Source organism: Methylobacterium sp. 77 (genome assembly GCF_000372825.1).
Classification (GTDB): Bacteria; Pseudomonadota; Alphaproteobacteria; order Rhizobiales; family Beijerinckiaceae; genus Methylobacterium.
The window spans coordinates 3,407,216-3,425,960 of sequence record NZ_KB910516.1 but is presented as its reverse complement, the minus strand read 5'-3'; the positions used below and the strand labels follow the sequence as shown (position 1 = coordinate 3,425,960).

The following is an 18,745-nucleotide window of genomic DNA, read 5'->3' as shown; positions in this document are numbered from 1 at the left end:
GGCCTTGATTTGGGTTTTATTAATACCTTAATCTCCGGACCCGACATCATGCAGGGATGTTTTGTCCACGGGGGGCCGATTTCATCAAAGTAAACCCTGCTTCCTCGCTCGTTAGCGTAAAAAAAGACAAGCTCCTCACATCTTGGGCAGCGAACATTTGGTTTAATATAACAGGAGGTAATTGAGCGGATTGGGCTACTACGTCTCAAGAACTCTATTGCATCGGCATCACGGACGTCACGATATGTTGGTGAATGGTCACAAGTCTGCCACGAGCCAAACCGCTTGGATTCGCACCATCCACATGTGCAGCCTGGGTAATGATTGAAACCCGACATGCTAAATTAAGCATCCACTGTCTTAGACGCCATAAACCTTCATCACCTCATCTCCGAAGTGGTTGATCACTTTTACGGCGATCCGCCCCGTCGCAGGCCGCGTAAACGGCCGGCTCGTCGCCCGATAAAGCGTTGCCCAGGCGGCCTCGTCGATCTCTGCCATCAGCGCGGCCTTAAGTGACTTGTAGGGGTCGTTGGCACCGAGGAAGTAGGCGTGGCGGACGAAGAAGCTCTCCTCGTCGTAGTCGGTGTCGACGAACCACGCGGCGATGCCGGAGGTGTCATCGGAGCGCACGTCGCCGGTATTGGGGTCGAACACGTCGATGCCCTTTACCTCCACCTCCATCCGGTCACCGTCGAGGCGGCGGATCTCGATGTCGGGCTCGCCGAAGACCACAAACAGGTTGCCCTTGCCCGTGGTTTTAAGGTCGTCGGCCATATGCAGGTCGGGGTTCATCTTGGCCTGCAGGATCGGCAGGGGGCCGAGCCGGGTCAATTCGCTCGCGTGTGCGTCGTAGGCGAAGGCGCAGGCAACTAGCACGTCGAAGCGAGCCTCCGCCGCCTCGCGGGCGGCGGCGACGAGATCGGGGCGAGCCAGCGTGCCGAATTCAGGGCCGATGAGGATGGCGGCGCGGCGCTCAATGCCCGGCTCGTCGGTGCTCCCGCCCTCGACGAACCGCCCCTCGGCGCCAATGAAGCGACCGGGCCAGGGCTGGAGCATCGTAAAGCGCACCCGGTCGGCCCGGTCGCGGCCTTGCACGCCGGCGGCCGACAGGTTCTCCAGCACCATCGCGGAAAAGTCTTGCGTCGGCTTCCCGGCCTTCGTCCGTTCCCGACGCCCGTCCAGCGCGTCGAACTCCTCGTCGAGGTTGAGGCTGTCCGAGGGTATGATGCGGTGGGGCGAAAGGCTCTCCACCGTAAACGGGCCGGCGACCCGGACTTTCGCCGCGTCGGCGTAGGGCCGGTCGTAGAGCATCTCCACGTCGGCGGCACGTGAGATCGAGGCGTCGATCTCCCGCTGCCGGGCGATCCGCGCCTCCCACCACACCGTATGAGCCGCGCGCGCCGGCTCTGGCCAGCCGGCCCCGGCCTCCCGCGGGATTTGCCACTCCTCCCAGGCCTGCCCAAGGGCCGCGTTCAGATTGCCCCGCAGGGGTTCCAGTTTGTCCTGAAACTTCTCCCAGATCACGTCGATCTCAGCGTTGTTGGCGATCGACTTGAGGGTGACGTGTGGCGCGCGCTCATAGACGAAGCCCTGACGGATGTCGCCGTAAGCGGCGCTCTGTGGCTGCGGACGGCCCGAGACCGCCTGCTCCTTTGCCCGACCCTCGGGGCTGTCGGCGAGCAGATAATAGGGATAGCGCGCGCTCATCAAACGCGTGCGGGCGAGCGCCAGAGCGACACGGCTGGTATCGATGGTGATCCATCGCCGCCCCCATTGCTCGGCGACCGTAGCGGTAGTGCCGGAGCCGCAGGTGGGATCGAGGACGAGGTCGCCGGGATCGGTGGCCATGAGAATGCAGCGCTGAACCACGAGGGGCACAGTTTGCACAATATAATCCTTAGATAGTCGATCTTGAGTGTCGCTCCAGTTGTTTCCAATAGCATAAGCTGGGAAATCATCAATAAACCTTCGATAATAAAGCATTTTCTGTAATGGAACTAATCTGTCCGCCTTTTCCAAGCTAGAAAGACCTTTAAGTGTATATTTCCACTGTCGATTTGATCCAGGAAAAAACCTCCTTCCCTGCATCCAAAACTCTACTGTGGTGCTGGCGTTATAACCGTGAGATATTGCCGGTTGCACCGTAAAAACGCGATCGCCTTGCTGTAATAATTTAGATCCATCCCGCTCTAACTTATCGATCTTCCTGACTTTTCCTGATTTATCTAATATTTGATCATACCTGCCACCGAAATCCTCTCCTAAGCCCTTTCCGTAGAAAATTTGTCGATATTTTGCATGTTTCCGATTTTTGGCAAAAAACAAAATATAATCTTGATTTCCAGACAAGAAGGATGTGGTCTGTCCAGAATTCTTTACAAAAGCTATTTGGCTAAGAAAATTTTCTGAACCAAATACTTCATCCATTACAGCTCGCACGCGATGAACGTTCTCGTCGCCGATCTGCACAAATATTGATCCGCTTTCCGCCAACAGCTCTCGGCCTACAGTCAGACGATCACGCAAATACGTGAGATACGAGTGGATCCCATCCTTCCACGTATCCCGGAACGCCTTCACCTGCTCCGGCTCACGCGAAATGTCGGTCTGCTTGCCGTCCTTGACGTCGCGGGATTGCGTCGAGACTTGCCAATTCGAGTTAAACTTGATGCCGTAGGGTGGGTCAAAGTAGATGCACTGCACCTGCCCCTTCATCCCCTCGCGCTGCGCTAAGGAGGCCATGACCTGGAGCGAGTCGCCCAGGATCATCCGGTTCGACCAGTGCTGGTCGTGCTGGTAGAACTCGGTGCGTGCCTCGAGGTCCAGTCCGTTGAAATCCGAGAACAGGTCGGGCGCCTCGTCCTGCGGGGGCCGGTCGCCGGCGCGGCGCAGATCGTCGATGATTGCCTTGGGGTGGATCTTCTCCTGGATGTAGAGGGGTGGCGCCTGGACAATAAAGTCGGACCAGTCCTGTTGGTCCTTGCCGCGCCAGACGAGCTGCGCGTCGCCGATCGCGGCCTCGCCGGTCTCGACCAGCGCGCGCACCTGCTCGGGGGTAAGGCGGATGCGGGCGCCGTTCCAGACGATCTGCGGATCAAGGTCCGTGTCGCGCGGGCGGGTCTCTCCCTCCGGCAGCGGGCGGGCGCGTGGGTAGACCCCAGGCGCGAAGCCGGTGATCGCCTCCTCGGCCTCGGCGAAGCTCTGCAACTCGGCGGTGGGGATGTTCCTGCGCTGGGCCTCGTCGTGCTTGAGCGCTTCGACGGACTTGGTCGCAGATGCTTTCGGGCCTCGGGCCATCAGTTCACGGGTCCTTGCCCAGCCTTAAAGGCCTGATTGAGAAAACGGTAGCGGTTGCGCAGGTAGGCGGCCCACTCGGCGGTGGTCGCGTCCGGCGAGAAGAGAAGGGGACCAAAAACGGTCTCGGTCGCACGGCTCATAAAGGTGTCGGGCTCCGTCAGCACGGAGCGGAACGCCGCGAAGGCACTCGTCCCATGCTTGCGCAGGGCCGGCGCTGTGACGGCTTGGAGCGCACGATTGTCGCCGGGGGCGATATGCAGCACGCGGACACGGGCTGCTTGCTTTTCGCCCGCCGCCTGCATGCGAGCCGCCAGCATCTGCTGACGCAGCAATTGATAAAACGGCTCGTAGAAGAAGTCGGAGAGGCTGAGGCTGAGGTCGGACCGCACCGGGCCGGCGGGGGCAAAGGCGAGGTTTTGGTAGCGCTTGGTCCGGGTTGGGTTGCCGGCTGGCGGGACCGGGGCACCGTAGGCCTCGGTGTATTTCCATTCGATCAGCAGGGTCTCGGTTCGGCCCATCGATCTGAAGCGCAGGATCGCGTCGGCGCTGGTCGCGTTTGCCCCACGCGTCCGGACGGCCCCCTCGTTCAAGTAATCCTGCTCACCGACCCATTCGAAGCCAACGAACCAGGGGCGTCCCTCAGGTCCCTCCTCGACGGCGAGCATCTCCGGCGCATCGATGCCGAGCGCTGTAGCGACAAGACGAGACAGAGCTTCGGGCCGCTCGGCCAGCGGCATCAGGAAGTTGATGCAGCAGACTTGCGACGAGAGCCCGTGATTTCTGTGCCGGTGCCACGCGATTCCGTAGCGTTCAAAATATGCGGGTGACACCGCTTTGATCGCGGGCGCGAGGTTGAACGCCCACTGCTCCGGCTGAAGGCGGTAGGGGGCCCCAGCGTAGCCAACGTGATCCGGCGCCCCCGCGGCGAGATACGCCCCCTGCGTCAAGCGCTCAGCGATGGAGAAGCGCGTCGGGGTCATGCGGCGGCACTCACCGTGCGCAGTTCTTCGACGAGATTTCCGAACGCCTCCTCGATGGCGAACACCTCGCGGAACTCGAAGAACGCCCAGCGGCCCTGGCCGGCGAGGGCGTTGACGCCGGGCACCCAGGACACGTCCATCGTCTCGGCTTTGAGCTGCGCGTCGGTGCCGCGATACCCCTTCGTCTCAAGGACAAGGTTGAGCGGCTCGGGCCGCCCGTCGTTGAGGCGGACAATGAAGTCCGGCAGGTAGCGCCGCGGGACGGCACCGTCGCGGTAGGGCACTTCGAAGCCGAGGCCCTGGTTCTTTACGTAAAACAGCACCCGCGGATGCGCCTCCAACACGCGGGCGAGTTCGCCCTCCCACTCAGAGTCGAGCACCACGTGGCTGACGTGGCACTTGCGTGGGTCGGTCTCCCACACCGGCTTCGATGTGGTGAAGCTCACGAAGCGCGTTGAGCCCGCCGGATTGTAGGGGTCGAGCACAGCCTTGATGCGCTGAGCCGCGGACACGGAGCGTTGGCAGGCAAGGTAGATGAACTCCACCGCCTGCTCGGCAAGCTGCGGATAGAGCACCGCGGCCCGCGGCACACCCTGGGCGACGAGATAGCCGCCGTCGAGCCACTCGCGGACCACGCGGTTCGCCTGCCCGAACAAGTGGACCGGCAGGTCGCCATCGGGATCACGCAGGCGCTTCTCCAGCAGGCGCTTGGCGAGTTCGAAGGAGAGGGCGCTCGGCCGCATGTCCTTGAACGAATCCTCCGCGTCCAGGGTCTCCTGCTGGCCGACTAGGCCTGACATCAGCACCTTGGCTGGGCCGACGGTCTCCGGCGTCAGTGTCAGACGGCTGTCATCCGTGAAGCGCGCGCTCAGGCGCTCGCTCGGCAGATCAACCCGATAGCCCTCGACGCGGGGGAAGTCGATCTCCAACTCGGCGCGCTCGCGCGAGGCCTGCACGCGGGTGAGCTTGCGGGGTGCCGCCGGGACCGAGACCACCGGCTCGGCCGTGAAAGAGAACGGGATGCCGAGGATGTCGGCATACTCGACATTGAACAGGCCCTGGTCGTTCAGCTCGTAAGATTGCCGCCGCAAGCCGCGCCCGACCACCTGCTCGCACAAGAGCTGGGTGCCGAAGGCGCGCACGCCAAGGATGTGCGTGACAGTGTTGGCGTCCCAACCCTCTGTCAGCATCGAGACCGAGACGACACAGCGGATGCGCTCGCCGAGCCGGCCAACGCGACCGACCGTGTTCATGACCTCGCGTAGCAGATCGGCGTCCGAGGTCTCGGCGGCAGTCACCGGATCGACGCCGCGTTCGATGCGCTCGCGGCGGAACTGATCGATCTCGGCCGCCGCCATCTCGCGAAAGGCAGGATCGAGGGCCTCGCCTGATTCGAGTTGCTCGCTGTCGATAAGCAGCGTGTTGGGTTTGGCGAGCCGCTGCCGGTTGTCGTCGTAGTTCCGGAACAGGCGCAGGTGCCCCACATGGCGAGTCTCGGATTCGCCATCGGCGTTAGTTCGCTCGAAGCCGGCGATCCATTCGTAGACAAGTTTTGACGTGGCGGTGTTGTTGCAGACCACGATGAAGACCGGCGGCACGTCAATGCCGGCGCGCTCCCAGGCATCGCTGGTCTTCTCGTAATGGCCGTAGAGGGCGTGCAGCGCTGTCTGGAGCTGGCTCGGGAAAACGTGGGAGAGCGGATCGAGCGTGCCGGCTTTGCCCGCGCCCTTCTTTGGCATCGCCTTGCCGATGTGCTCCCAGAGCTCGCGGTAAAGTGGCACCTCCCCACTTGCGGCATTGTCGGCGATCGGGACGCGCGGCAGCTTGACGATGCCACACTCGATTGCGTCTATGAGCGAGAAATCGCTCACCGTCCACGGGAAGAGGGTGCCCTCGAGGTAGCCCGATCCGCGCAGGAAAAACGGCGTAGCCGACAAGTCGTAGACCGCACGCACGCCTACTTTGCGCTTCAGCGCCTCAATCCCAGAGATCCAGAGCCGCGCGGCCTCGGCGTTGCGCTTGGCCTCCTCGCGATCCTCGGCAGCGACCGGGTTCTCGTCCGCTCCGTCCGGCTTCTCGCGGTAGCAATGGTGCGCTTCGTCGTTGACCACAACGAGATTCTTGATCGGCAGCAACTCCCGGCAGACGCGCTGGAGCATCGCGCCCTCGGACTCGATGGTGTCGATCGGGGCATGGCGTCCTTGCAGGAGCGAGCGCCCGACCTTCGAGACCTCCAGCGTCTCGCGGCGCTTGAACGCGTGGTAGTTCGTTAGCACGATCTTGGCCTGCCCCAGATCGTGGAGCATGTCGGTCGGGACCAGCTCCCGCTTGCTGTAGTAGGCGTCGGGGTCGCCGGGCATTAGCACACGCAGGCGATCTCGAATCGTGATGCCCGGCGTCACGAGTAGAAAACCGCGGGTGAAGTGCTTCGCGTTCGGGCTTCGCACCGCGTTGATGGTCTGCCACGCGATAAGCATCGCCATGACGGTGGTCTTGCCGGCACCCGTCGCCATCTTGAGGGCGAGGCGCGGCAGGCCGGGGTTCGCGCCCTCGTTGGCGCCTTCGATGTGACGGATCAGGTGGGCATACTGGCGCTGCCGTCCGGCAACCTCGGTAAGCCAGATCGCGGTTTCGACCGCCTCGACCTGGCAGAAGAACGGCCGCGGGCCGTGCCAGCCGTCCTCGCGACGCCAGTGCTGAAGCAGCCGCTGGGTCGTCGGTGTAACGCCCCAATCCGCCGGGTTTGGAAGCGAGCGCCAGGACGCTACGTGCCCCCGGATCTCATTGATGATAGGGGTTGGATTGTAGGCTTGCTCGGCCGAAGAAAGAGCGGACCCGTCGCCGAGGCCGAGGGCCGTCTGCCTGCCCCTGCCACTCTGTCTTCTGGACCTTGGGACCGGCGTTATCAGAGATGAGCGCCGGCGGCCCTGTGCTGGTTCCTGGTCGAGAGGCTGTCCCTCGCTGTCCAGCGCATGGTGCTGCGTCGGAACTTCGTATGGCGAGTTAAGGATCGGTCGCTCGAAGAACGGCGTCGCCATGGTGCCTCCCCGAGCGCAACCTTAAGGTCGTTTGCCGAGAGGATAGCGAGCTTGAGGCTCGCTTACGAGCGGCTCGATCCTCTTTTCGCCGCTGAGGCTGCGACCGTGACTGCTTTGCAACGTCCTCGGCATTTGCCTCGGTTTCGACGAGATCGAAGTTGTTTGATGCAGGCCGGAAGGCAACGCGCGAGCAAGTCGTGTTTATCGACCTCGTCGTCGATCATCTCACCGCTCAGGGTGTAATGCAGGCGCGCGTGCTTTACGAAAGCCCCTATACGGATGTGGTGCTCCAGGGGCCAGAGTAGCTCTTATACAACGCTGGGACGACGTGGCTTTTCGATGTGATCGAGGAGATCCATCGAAGCGCAGTCGTATAAGATATACACGGCGGTAGCGAAGGAGCGCATGCAGTTCAGGCGAGGGTCGAGCCAACGCTTGATGGCATTGCGTATAACTGCACGTCGCCAGATAGCCCTGCAAAGCGGCGACGTTGATCACCGGCGGCGAATTAGGCCATGAAGCTATAACTACCAGCTTTCTCGGATCGCGCCGCCTGCGAGCCTGTTCTAGAGGCGCCACCTGGTCGGCGATAAAATTGAGGCCAGGCGAACTGCCGCAGCTGTTGCATAAGCGCGGCCTTGTGGGCACTTCTGAATATCTGACACCGAATGCACCGTCATCATCCCTGGTTTAGGCACTGCGTCTGCGAAGTGAAAGTTTGGTGCTAATGTTTAACGAGAAAGAGCTGCATGAGGATGCCGCCAAAGGCGTTGGGCATGGGACTAGCAGGTCTAAGATCGACAGCAATTTTCTCGAATCCCTAGAAGGAATCCGACTGATAGAAGAGGTCGTCGCCGATCTGGATACGAAGGACATGCTTTCTGCTTCGCCAAAAATACGAATGAACTACAGTGAAATATTCAACCGAGATCGAGCCAGGAAGGCTGAGTTCGCGAGAATTCGAAACGCCGAGATCAATGATTTAAGAATAGCTGCCTCTAAACCCGCGAAAGAGGCGAGAAAGCGCGAACAAGCTAAAGCACGCCAGCAGCGGCGGCGCTCATCACTCAAGCCCCCCGAGATCGCAAAAATCTATGTGAAGCCCACCGTCGACGTTTTGGCTCGAGAGAAGAACGCTCTCCGCGCGTGGGTTGTTGAGGATGGGCCGCAGCAAAGGCAGTGGAGACCGCACGTCGACCAGATCATGCAGGAGCGGGTCATGCTTCTGTATTTTCGAGCCGGCTATGGGCGGAATCCATCTCATCGAGAGTTCGCGAATTTATTGACCCGGGCCACAAAAACGGCAATCACAGTAGGCGCCGCTCGTCGACGCTATGACCGCCTCGTTGTGCTGGATACTGTTGGGCCCTGGGCAGCTGCCCCTGATATGGCGTCCTCATCGTAGGGCTGAAACAGAACCGGTCCTGGTCCCGCAGGCAAGGAGTAGGGTCCGAACAGCTCGGACGGGGGTGAGAGGGTGACGTAAAATGTCACTCTTAATTCCCCATAGTATATATAGATATATTACTATAATTTACATAACTATCTAAACCTCCGCCAGGAGCGTGACACCGCCGCGTCACCCTAAAGGTAGAGCCGCGGCTCCCGTTGTTCGCCTCCGGCTCACATCCTCGCTGCGCTCGGGGCGTCTGGCTCGCTGCGCTCGCCGTTCCGCCAACGTATAGATTTTCACCGGAATCAGAACTTCAGGGTGGTATGCCATCCGGTGAAAACGTTGCGCGCTGGGTTCCTTCTAACGCAAGTGGTGATTCAGATCCTCGCCGACGGTCGCTGTAAGCCGCCGGCACTACCTTAACCGGGCCTGGGGGCACCGCCTGCAGCCAAGATTGAGCTTGATGCAGTCCTGTCGCATATTTTCACCGCCGGCGCTGGCGGGGCCTCTGAGTCCAAATCGGCGAAGCCCTGGTCATGCCCGGTAAAACCTGAAACGCATCGTCCCATCCGTTTACTGCATGCGCTCAGCTAAATCAGCGGCCCGCAGATGGGTGTATCGGGACAACATCTTCAACTCCCGATGCCCGGAGATCGATGCGACCTCAACCACGTTGAAGCCGCGCTCGAACAGACGAGACACTGCCTCGTGCCGGAGATCATGCAGACGCAGATTTTTTAGTCCAACGCGGCGTGTGAGTCGGCTCCAGGCTAGCCGCACTGTGTTTGGCGCCGTTTCAAACACGGTCGTGCGTGCGTCGGTCTGAAGGCCTTTTAGGGTCGCGATTGCTCTTGTGGAGAGCGGCACGTCGCGGCTGAACCCGTTCTTCGACATGGGCAGATGCGCCACTCGCGTCCCGAGATTGATGTGCTCCCATTGCAGCGCGAGCAACTCGCCTCGCCGCATCCCGGTCTCGATCGCGAGTTCAATCATGGGGCGCAAATAACGGACGCGCCCGGCATCGGCGGCATCCAGAAGAATCTGCTCCTCGTTTCCCTCGAGCCTCCGTGTTCGCCCGCGGGGAGGAGATGGCCGCCGAACGAGCTTGCATGGGTTGATCGCAAGATGAATGTTCCATTCGCGTCTGGCTGTGTCGATCGCGTGCGAGATCGTGTTCAGCTCTCGAATTATGGTCGCGGGAGCTACTGTCAGGAGGCGTTCGTCGCGGTAGGCTGCTAAATCTGATGTCGACAAGATCGTCATCGTCCGGAAGCAGATGGGGCGACGCAGGATCGCATTGATCCGAGCAATCTCTGTGACGGCGCTGCGTTTCGTCGGCGAGATTTCCACCTTGTAGCGTTCCAAGACCTGCCGCAGAGTCGTGCTCTCGGCAACACGCATGTCGGGCAGAGCCCCAGATCGATCAAGCTCAGCTTCGAGACTACGCGCCCAGCGCTCGGCGTCCGATTTCGAGTCAAAGCTCTTACTCCGCGGTGCCATACCCTTGCGTCGAACTGCAGCTTGCCAGCGGCCGCGGAGCTTCCGGATTGACGCCATGTTTTTTCGTCCTGCAGTCCATTAGAGCATTTTCGGTTTAATCTGGTTCGTATCCTGCGGCGGCGAAGAAGTTGGCGCACTCGTCAGGTGTGACGGTGTCGACGAGGCGTCCGATGGCCGACCACAAACCCTCGACGGTTCGCTCGGCCGCTTTGCGCAGCAGCGCCTTCAACTTCGAGAACGCCATTTCGATGGGGTTGAAGTCGGGCGAGTAAGGCGGGAGGAACAAGAGCCGCGCGCCCGCCGCCTCGATGGCCGATCGCACGGCCGGACCTTTGTGGCTGCCGAGGTTGTCCATGACGACGATGTCGCCGGGGATGAGCTCAGGCACCAAGACCTGATCGACGTAAGCCTGGAAGGCGTCACGGTTGATCGGCCCATCGAGCACGAACGGTGCGGCGGTCCCGGACAGGCGCAGGGCCGCCACCAGGGTCGTGGTCTTCCAATGGCCGTGCGGGATGGGCGAACGCAGCCGCTCGCCGCGGGGAGACCGTCCGCGCAGGCGGGCCATGTTGGTGGAGGTCCAGGTCTCGTCGAGGAACACGAGGCGCGCGGGGTCGAGATCGAGCTGGCACTCGAACCATGCCTCGCGCGCGGCCTTCACGTCCGGGCGGTCTTGCTCGGTGGCGTGGGCTGTCTTTTTTTGTAGGTGAGATCGCGTGCGTCGAGGAAGCTCCACAGGGTGCCGAGCCCGACCGTGAGATCGTACTCGTCCCGCAGTCGGGCGCGCATCTCTTCCAGGGTGATGTCGCCCTTCTCCTCGATCAGGGCGCGCAGGAACGCCTCATGTGGATCGAGCTTCGAGCGGCGCGCCCGCCCTTGCGGACGAGGGGCCACCGTCCCGGTTGTCGCGAGCGCGGCCATCCAGCGAATCGAGGTCGCGATGCCGACTCCAAAACGCGCGGCCGCTTGCCGGCGGGAGGTCGTTGCAGCGGCTTCCACCACCCGCTCGCGCAGGTCCTGGCTGTAGGGTCGTCCCATCTGTCGCTCCTCCTCCAGAGCGATCAGTGAATCAGCCCGCCGCCTCTCCGTGAACCCCACACGATTGATTCAGCGCAAACCGAAAACGCTCTAGACGGATCACTAAAGGATACGGAACGAGCACCGGCAAGCGCTATTCCGGTATCATGGAGGAAAACGCAATAAGTGAAATTTGGAGGTTCTTGACTGGCAGTTTATATAGAATAGAGTTGATCAAAATGCATCGGCGCATTGCCTTCGGATTGATTTTACGCCCATTTTACTGTCGGTATCATCGCGACATCTCAAACCATGGCTTGGGATGGCGGGACGATGAAGCCTGTAGGTTTCCGCACCAGAGCTGCAATCTCTTTTGCATCTTAAGATCATGGCGATCTAAGAGTCCGTCCGATAAGTCATGCCGCTCGGCCCAGCCTTCGGACGAGGATCATGATGGCGGCGGCGTAGAGGAAGGCCTGGGCTGAGGCGAGGGTCGCCTCCGGGTCTTTCCAGAGGCGGCGATTGCGGCTGATCCAGCCGAAGAAGCGTTCCACGACCCAGCGGCGCGGATGCACGGCGAAGCCGACCTGATCCTTGGGTTTGCGAACGATCTCAACGGTGATGATCGTAGCGGTCGCCGGCTTGTCTCCGGCATAGCCTGCGTCAGCGAAGGCTTTGGCGATGAACGGGAAAGTCCGCCTCGACAGACGCAGCACCGGTCCGGCCCCATCGCGATCCTGCACGTCGGCGGACTGCGGGTCGAGGACGAGAGCACGCCCGTCCGTGTCGACCAGGGCCTGCCGCTTGCGGCCCTTGATTTTCTTGCCGGCATCGTAGCCGCGCGGGCCGCCACTCTCGGTCGTCTTCACGCTCTGGCTATCGAGCACCGCGGCCGTGGGTGAAGCGCTTCGACCGACCCGCTCGCGGTCGGCCATGACCAGCGTGTGGTTGATCCGGCCAAACAGCCCGTCCTCGCGCCAGCGCACGAAGTAGCCGAACGTCATGCTGCGCGGTGGCAGGTCCTTCGGGATCAGCCGCCACGCGATGCCGCCGCGCAGCACGTAGAAGATCGCGTTCCAGATCTCGCGCATCGTCCAGATGGCGGGCCGATCGCACAAGGCCGGCTCCGGCATCAGCGGCGCGATCACGGCCCATTCCGCATCGGTCAGGTCGGTTTCGTAGCGCAGGCCCGCACGGCTATGCTGCCGGCGAGTGGTCGGGGTCCACATGGCACTTCCAGATCAGGCTTCAGCACCCTTCTGGAATCACCGCCATCCCGGCCACTCAACCCCCGCCGGATGTTATCGGACGGGCTCTAAGACACTTCTGGTGTCCGATGACGACATCCGAGGATGAATATCTGGAAGGGTCGAGAGCAGGCTTTAGCTCAAGCAGATACGCATTGTTTGTGGCATGGCGAAAGTTAGAGCGAGCGCCGCAGAGAATGAATAGAGTGCACATTGGCAGGGAAGCTGAGATGTGTAAGTCGCTCGATCATGTCAAAATCCAAGGGTATGACAGGAATCCTCGCCGCACCATTACATAAGGCCCTGAACGGGCGTGCTTCTGCATGGGACTTCGTTTGTCTGAGGCCACGGTGCGATAGCGGACACACATAGTGAAGCCTGATGCATCACGGCTCGCCGGATGGCATACGACGTAACCATAAAAAATATTGAAGGCGGCGATGACCGACGGAATCTACATCGTTCGAGACGATAACTCCCTGGTGGAGATGCGCTCCAGCGCCTTCGAGAGTGAGGATCTTCTCCAAGAGTTGCTCGCGACCCACCCGAGCATAATTGCTGGTGATGCCGTCGATCCTATCAATCCGCGTCGCTGGCTGTTGATCGCGCGTGAACAATCCGTCCCGGGTGAGGAAGGTGGATCGGGGCGCTGGTCGCTCGATCATCTCTTCGTCGATCAGGACGGTGTGCCGACTCTGGTTGAGGTCAAGCGGGCCAGCGACACACGCGGGCGTCGCGAGGTTGTGGCCCAGATGCTAGACTACGCGGCGAACGGTGTCGTATATTGGCCTGTAGAAGCTATAAGGCAGCAGTTCGAGCGCACTTGTGCTGTAGGAGAAAGGGACTCAGACGAGGCACTACGCGAGCATCTCGATAACCCAGACGCTGATCTGGAAGAGTTCTGGCGCTCCGTTGACGGGAACTTGCGGGCAGGGCGCATTCGCATGGTGTTCGTAGCCGATGTCATCTACCCAGAATTAAGACGGATCGTCGAGTTCCTTAATGCTCAGATGAGCCCAGCCGAGGTGATAGCTCTTGAGATCAAGCACTACGCTGGACAGGGACTGCGCACTTTGGTGCCGCGGCTGATCGGACGCACCGCTGAGGCAGAGCGGCGAAAGGGGACTAGCAGCATAACCAATGCGATTAGTCCCCAATTAACAATTGATGATTGGTTCGATCGTTTTACTCTAGAGCGGAGTGTAAGCGAAGCTGCAATAGCGCGAGCGGTCTATGACTGGTGGATCGCAGTGGGCTGCGAAGTCGTAGTTACTGCAGCACTGAAGCCTAGCCTGCGGGCGAAGCTATTCTATGGAAACAAATTCTGTTGGCCTATAGGCTTGAAGCTCGATGGAAAGGTTCTGACATCGCTGAACTATATCAAAAAGATACCGGCTTTCGAAACTGATGAAGCAAGGCGTGAGGTTTTACATCAGCTAGAACAAGGCTTTGGGGAACGATATCAAGATCGTAAGATCGACGGCGAGCCTCATGTTCCGCTGGCTATGTTGTCGTCGGATGTGAAGCGAGAAAAGCTGTTTGCGATTTGGCAGGCGCTGTTCGATCGGATTCGCAAAGAGGCATGATAGCTTTCGATGCCGTCACAGATCGTCGACGTTGGTTTGTGGCGGCGGCGATGACCTGCTAGGCGCAATGGCGGCTCGGACATGTCGTTGCCGCTGGTGAGACTGTGACGAAGTGTCGAAATGCATTGGCCTAATGACGTGCATGACTGCAGGAGGCCCCTATCTTGATCCTCGTCATACGAGACGGCTCAGCGGCGGTCCGGACGATCGACGGGTCGAGCATTCGACTGTCCAAGCTGCACCGTGAGATCCACCACGCGCTGCATGCGCCTGCGCAGAACGATAACTGGGTGCAGACGGTCCAAGATTAAGGAGATGGCCGCCGGCCCTTAAGGCCTACAACGAGCTCTTCTCCCGAGGTGGTGCCCCCAGATGCTCAGCGACCTTATCAAGGTCGTCTTGGCTTATGCAGCGCAAGGCGTGGAGAAACTTGGCAAGCGCCTCCTCCAGAGTGTGCCCCTGGGCTTGGGCCGCTTCTTCCATCTTGGCGAGCTCGGTCTCGGAGAACCGCTGCCCGGTGAGATGCTCGAGCTCCTGAAAGGCAATGAGGTGGCCGACCTGGTCCCGGATAAATTTGTCGCTCGTCATAGATTCGCATCCAATTGATCGATCACGCCCTTAGCTTCACCGCAGCCAAAATGAAAATGGCGGCATTCAAACATGCAGCCTAAACGGACCGTCGCGCTTTAGCGTCGAGTAGGCATCGGACAATACACCATGCTGGCGATTGGCGGAGTCGATGATGACCTACACTGATAAGGGGGGGCAAAATGATCTAGAATCGTAAGCCCCGTCACAAGTAGATACGCATCCGTCGCCAGGATGCGGAAGTATGAAACTTTTTACGTAAAATTTTCTAAGTCAGGAAATTTAAATTCACATCATAGAAAGATTTCTTGAGAATTCTCTGTTCCTATTTTTGTTGGAGCGCATTGGTAAATGCAAGCTCAAGCTGCCCGTAGTTGTGCAGAGAAATAGACGGAGGTGCAGGTCCATTTCTGCCAGCCGCTTCTGATGTTGGGCCTAAGGTTAGAAGAAGCTGATGCGAACGAGTCCGATTACCGCTTACAAGTGGAGATCCGCCAATGCCTGTGGAGACCGGCGCCAATTTCCACATTGGATTAAATCCAGCTGAAGTCACAACAACGAATTTAATGGTATATTGCAATACATCTAATGGCTTAGCGGAACTCGGAAGTTTTGATGTAGGAATTGTATTGTTTGCCAATAAGGCGCCCTTCATCCAGGCATAGATCCCAAGATTACCACTCAAGAGATATGACGAGCCAGAGCGATCTAATGGATTGAGTGTATTAGTCTTTTGATCATATTCCCCGCACGTCGTATCTATATAACGGTTTCTTACTAATTCCTGAATGGTATAGAATGAATAAAAGCTGTCAGTTCTCACCGCCTGCGTGGAAGCTTGAGTCGTAAAAGGCAACACCAAACTTTGTGTCACGCTTTTATTTGGAGCCAAAGGATCAAACGCAGAGCTTATATTTCTATTATAGGAGCCACTTGGATTTATTGAGCTTGTCTCGTCCACAGTTAACGTAAGTGTCATTTGAGCTCCCCAATCCTTGGGCAAACGACTCAGCTTCTTTCCAAACAACTCACGCTCTTGACTATTAAATACTCTTGTTGCCTGAATTAGCTCGCAATAGATGCTTTTTTTAATTCTGTATGCCAGGTCATCATTAATATCAGATGGCTCCCACGCTTCATTCATCTGCGGAACTCTTGTTCCGCATCCAGCAGTAAGCAGAGCGATTGAGAACCCGGCCAGAATCTTAATGTTTCGATATATACTGGCAGACATTGCTTTAATTCGCCAATCTAGAAATAGCGTCAAGCTTTAACACGGTGTCCGGTATATCTGATTTCGCGATTGTGTCTCTAAATTCTACATTTTTGGTATCAAGACTATATGAAAAATTGTTACAGTTCACTTTTCCATCATCGCAACTGCACATTTTACAAACGTCAGCGATCGCCACAGGCTCGGATTTGACTGAAAATGACGATAGACAGCCGAGGGCGGCAGCTATGAGTGAAGTGTAGAGTGTTGAGCGAACCATTTATGTTATCCCTTTGATGCAATGTAACCAGACCAATGATTTACGCGAATTGGAACCTTTTGAGTCCGGCCGCTTCAAAATTGCTAGGAGTGATGTATTTATGCACCGCAGGCGCCGGCAGTTATCTATCAGTAGGATACGCTTAGCTGTTTGCTTCCGTTCAATTGATGCTGCGAGAGGTCCTATAGTCCGTGCCCTTAGGTTTGTGCAGCTTCTTCCTACCTGGAGAGTTCGGTCTTTGAGAGCCGAGTTCCAGCGAAGTGCTCGAGTTCCTGAAAAGCAATGAAGTGGTTGATCTTGTCCCGGACAAATTTGTCGCTCGTCATATGTTCGCGTCTAGTAGATCGTTCACGCCCTTACCCTTCACCGCGGCAAAAAAATGAAAATGGGGCCTTCCGAACATGCAGCCTACCCCCACCAGAGTTGACCAAATTTTATTGCCGTATTGGCATGAGCCCTGACTCTCCTTGACCATCAGCCCTCGACTTTCCCCTGTGTCAGACGCTAGAGCGTTTTCGGTTTGCGCTGAATCAATCGTGTGGGGTTCACGGAGAGGCGGCGGGCTGATTCACTGATCGCTCTGGAGGAGGAGCGACAGATGGGACGACCCTACAGCCAGGACCTGCGCGAGCGGGTGGTGGAAGCCGCTGCAACGACCTCCCGCCGGCAAGCGGCCGCGCGTTTTGGAGTCGGCATCGCGACCTCGATTCGCTGGATGGCCGCGCTCGCGACAACCGGGACGGTGGCCCCTCGTCCGCAAGGGCGGGCGCGCCGCTCGAAGCTCGATCCACATGAGGCGTTCCTGCGCGCCCTGATCGAGGAGAAGGGCGACATCACCCTGGAAGAGATGCGCGCCCGACTGCGGGACGAGTACGATCTCACGGTCGGGCTCGGCACCCTGTGGAGCTTCCTCGACGCACGCGATCTCACCTACAAAAAAAGACAGCCCACGCCACCGAGCAAGACCGCCCGGACGTGAAGGCCGCGCGCGAGGCATGGTTCGAGTGCCAGCTCGATCTCGACCCCGCGCGCCTCGTGTTCCTCGACGAGACCTGGACCTCCACCAACATGGCCCGCCTGCGCGGACGGTCTCCCCGCGGCGAGCGGCTGCGTTCGCCCATCCCGCACGGCCATTGGAAGACCACGACCCTGGTGGCGGCCCTGCGCCTGTCCGGGATCGCCGCACCGTTCGTGCTCGATGGGCCGATCAACCGTGACGCCTTCCAGGCTTACGTCGATCAGGTCTTGGTGCCTGAGCTCATCCCCGGCGACATCGTCGTCATGGACAACCTCGGCAGCCACAAAGGTCCGGCCGTGCGATCGGCCATCGAGGCGGCGGGCGCGCGGCTCTTGTTCCTCCCGCCTTACTCGCCCGACTTCAACCCCATCGAAATGGCGTTCTCGAAGTTGAAGGCGCTGCTGCGCAAAGCGGCCGAGCGAACCGTCGAGGGTTTGTGGTCGGCCATCGGACGCCTCGTCGACACCGTCACACCTGACGAGTGCGCCAACTTCTTCGCCGCCGCAGGATACGAACCAGATTAAACCGAAAATGCTCTAGGAATGAGGTTGTCAGAGAAGCCTGTAAGGTTTTTCTGTCAGCAATTCCCTTAGCTTATGCCTAAGGCTTGTGACATTTTCTACGGGCTTTCGCTCATCTTGAAGGCGAAACCCAAGGGTAAAAACGCGCAGCCGTCGAGGAGGGAAAGATTTGTCCGGCGATGTCGGTATCTCGCTCAACCGCGATCGATCCGGGAGTTCCGATTTCGGCTGTTATTCTGGAGCACCTTCACCGTCAATCACCCAAGGGCGAGGTCCTGATCTGATTCATTACAGGATACAGGGGCTTCGATAGGGCGTCCGGTTGTCTGGGACTTCGGTTTCCTCTCAAGCCATATTTGTAGTGCAGAATCGCGGCGAGATGCGTCTGCTATAGATGTCGAGATTCTAGCCTCCGGCACGCAGGCTCTTGATGAAACGTCGTGCGACCTCCCGGACTGCCTCATCATCTCGCTCATTGCCATGGGCCTTATCCCACAAGTGGTCGAGGCTGCCGTCGAGCTCATCGAGCAAATCTGGGTGACGATGGGCAACGAAGCGGATTGTGCCGAACAGGAGGTGCTCAATCGCCATCTCGCGGCGGCGCGCATCGATGATTTGCTCTGAGGTCGGGGCGGGTGTCTGATCAGTCATACCTGCTCAACGACGCCAACCTATCCTCGGTTCACAGATCGGAGGTGCGTGAGTGCCGCATTGTGATGGCCGCCGAATTTCGAGGGAGCAGATGTCGCCAAATCGCGTTGACCCTGCGACCACGAAATTCAGGACAGCTAGTATGCATGCGAGCCGACTGGTCGAAACCGAGGCGACTCTCGCTCGCACCGATCGGGCTTGGCGATCAGAGATGGTGCGACTTTACGGTCCCGATGGCGTGCTGCAGTTCGCCTACACCCAGGAAGGCCGCGGTGAGGATGGCACGTCGGTGCGGCACGCCTACGATGCTCGGCGACACGCTATTTCCGCGTAGCGTCAGGAACGACGAGTAGCGGATTAAATTCGGCGTCGCACATGTCGATCTGGAACGCCTCAGTTCTCGGTCTGTGGGC

The 18,745-nt window shown here is 59.2% G+C and carries 12 protein-coding genes; 3 read left to right on the top strand and 9 right to left on the bottom strand.

The window, feature by feature from the left end:
* Positions 1–360 precede the first annotated feature (360 nt).
* The 3 genes from A3OK_RS0116300 to A3OK_RS0116290 are packed head-to-tail and all read right to left on the bottom strand — an operon-like array spanning position 361 to position 7,318.
* The gene (locus A3OK_RS0116300) at positions 361–3,300 is read right to left on the bottom strand and encodes a site-specific DNA-methyltransferase (protein ID WP_019905962.1); all 2,940 of its coding nucleotides are present in this window, start codon (positions 3,298–3,300) and stop codon (positions 361–363) included.
* Positions 3,300–4,280, bottom strand: coding sequence for a hypothetical protein (locus tag A3OK_RS22945; RefSeq protein ID WP_019905961.1), 981 nt, complete (start codon positions 4,278–4,280; stop codon positions 3,300–3,302). Before A3OK_RS22945 ends, A3OK_RS0116300 begins: the two co-directional genes overlap by 1 nt.
* A complete protein-coding gene (locus A3OK_RS0116290; protein ID WP_019905960.1) occupies positions 4,277–7,318 on the bottom strand; it encodes a DEAD/DEAH box helicase family protein in 3,042 nt (1,013 codons plus the stop codon). Before A3OK_RS0116290 ends, A3OK_RS22945 begins: the two co-directional genes overlap by 4 nt.
* A 727-nt stretch (positions 7,319–8,045) precedes the next feature.
* Here A3OK_RS0116290 and A3OK_RS24100 point away from each other — a divergent pair.
* Positions 8,046–8,723, top strand: coding sequence for a hypothetical protein (locus A3OK_RS24100; RefSeq protein ID WP_155912053.1), 678 nt, complete (start codon positions 8,046–8,048; stop codon positions 8,721–8,723).
* Between the two features lie 561 nt (positions 8,724–9,284).
* Here A3OK_RS24100 and A3OK_RS0116280 read toward each other — a convergent pair.
* The 3 genes from A3OK_RS0116280 to A3OK_RS0116265 all read right to left on the bottom strand — a co-directional run bounded on the left by A3OK_RS0116280 (position 9,285) and on the right by A3OK_RS0116265 (position 12,457).
* Positions 9,285–10,268 carry a site-specific integrase gene (locus A3OK_RS0116280; protein WP_026597328.1) on the bottom strand — a complete coding sequence of 328 codons (984 nt, stop codon included), beginning with the start codon at positions 10,266–10,268 and terminating at the stop codon, positions 9,285–9,287.
* A gap of 37 nt (positions 10,269–10,305) precedes the next feature.
* A protein-coding gene (locus tag A3OK_RS23685) for an IS630 family transposase (RefSeq protein ID WP_155912052.1) occupies positions 10,306–11,249 on the bottom strand; the annotation gives its coding sequence in 2 pieces (ribosomal slippage) (positions 10,306–10,913 and positions 10,913–11,249; 945 coding nt in all).
* Between the two features lie 395 nt (positions 11,250–11,644).
* Complete coding sequence (locus A3OK_RS0116265) at positions 11,645–12,457, bottom strand: IS5 family transposase (RefSeq protein ID WP_019905956.1); 813 nt, start codon at positions 12,455–12,457, stop codon at positions 11,645–11,647.
* 458 nt (positions 12,458–12,915) lie between these two features.
* Here A3OK_RS0116265 and A3OK_RS22940 point away from each other — a divergent pair, with 458 nt between their 5' ends.
* Complete coding sequence (locus tag A3OK_RS22940; RefSeq protein WP_019905955.1) at positions 12,916–14,061, top strand: hypothetical protein; 1,146 nt, start codon at positions 12,916–12,918, stop codon at positions 14,059–14,061.
* 336 nt (positions 14,062–14,397) lie between these two features.
* Here the strand turns inward: A3OK_RS22940 and A3OK_RS0116250 are convergent, their stop codons facing one another.
* Both A3OK_RS0116250 and A3OK_RS24095 read right to left on the bottom strand, forming a co-directional pair.
* Complete coding sequence (locus A3OK_RS0116250; protein ID WP_019905953.1) at positions 14,398–14,649, bottom strand: hypothetical protein; 252 nt, start codon at positions 14,647–14,649, stop codon at positions 14,398–14,400.
* Positions 14,650–14,974: 325 nt separating this feature from the next.
* Entirely contained in the window at positions 14,975–15,793 is an 819-nt protein-coding gene (locus A3OK_RS24095) for a hypothetical protein (protein WP_155912051.1), read from the bottom strand.
* 947 nt (positions 15,794–16,740) lie between these two features.
* On the opposite strand from A3OK_RS24095, the gene A3OK_RS23680 reads away from it, so the two are divergent.
* A protein-coding gene (locus A3OK_RS23680; protein WP_155912050.1) for an IS630 family transposase occupies positions 16,741–17,684 on the top strand; the annotation gives its coding sequence in 2 pieces (ribosomal slippage) (positions 16,741–17,077 and positions 17,077–17,684; 945 coding nt in all).
* A gap of 402 nt (positions 17,685–18,086) precedes the next feature.
* Here A3OK_RS23680 and A3OK_RS23675 read toward each other — a convergent pair.
* Positions 18,087–18,332 (bottom strand): hypothetical protein, encoded by a 246-nt coding sequence (locus A3OK_RS23675; protein ID WP_196805447.1) that lies wholly within the window; start codon positions 18,330–18,332, stop codon positions 18,087–18,089.
* Between the last annotated feature and the right edge of the window lie 413 nt (positions 18,333–18,745).

Excerpts from the sequence above, each read along its gene's own strand:
- A3OK_RS0116300 (WP_019905962.1), bottom strand. The coding sequence starts at position 3,300 with ATGGCCCGAGGCCCGAAAGCATCTGCGACCAAGTCCGTCGAAGCGCTC.
- A3OK_RS22945 (WP_019905961.1), bottom strand. The coding sequence starts at position 4,280 with ATGACCCCGACGCGCTTCTCCATCGCTGAGCGCTTGACGCAGGGGGCG.
- A3OK_RS0116290 (WP_019905960.1), bottom strand. The coding sequence starts at position 7,318 with ATGGCGACGCCGTTCTTCGAGCGACCGATCCTTAACTCGCCATACGAA.
- A3OK_RS24100 (WP_155912053.1), top strand. The coding sequence starts at position 8,046 with ATGTTTAACGAGAAAGAGCTGCATGAGGATGCCGCCAAAGGCGTTGGG.
- A3OK_RS0116280 (WP_026597328.1), bottom strand. The coding sequence starts at position 10,268 with ATGGCGTCAATCCGGAAGCTCCGCGGCCGCTGGCAAGCTGCAGTTCGA.
- A3OK_RS0116265 (WP_019905956.1), bottom strand. The coding sequence starts at position 12,457 with ATGTGGACCCCGACCACTCGCCGGCAGCATAGCCGTGCGGGCCTGCGC.
- A3OK_RS22940 (WP_019905955.1), top strand. The coding sequence starts at position 12,916 with ATGACCGACGGAATCTACATCGTTCGAGACGATAACTCCCTGGTGGAG.
- A3OK_RS0116250 (WP_019905953.1), bottom strand. The coding sequence starts at position 14,649 with ATGACGAGCGACAAATTTATCCGGGACCAGGTCGGCCACCTCATTGCC.
- A3OK_RS24095 (WP_155912051.1), bottom strand. The coding sequence starts at position 15,793 with ATGAATGAAGCGTGGGAGCCATCTGATATTAATGATGACCTGGCATAC.
- A3OK_RS23675 (WP_196805447.1), bottom strand. The coding sequence starts at position 18,332 with ATGACTGATCAGACACCCGCCCCGACCTCAGAGCAAATCATCGATGCG.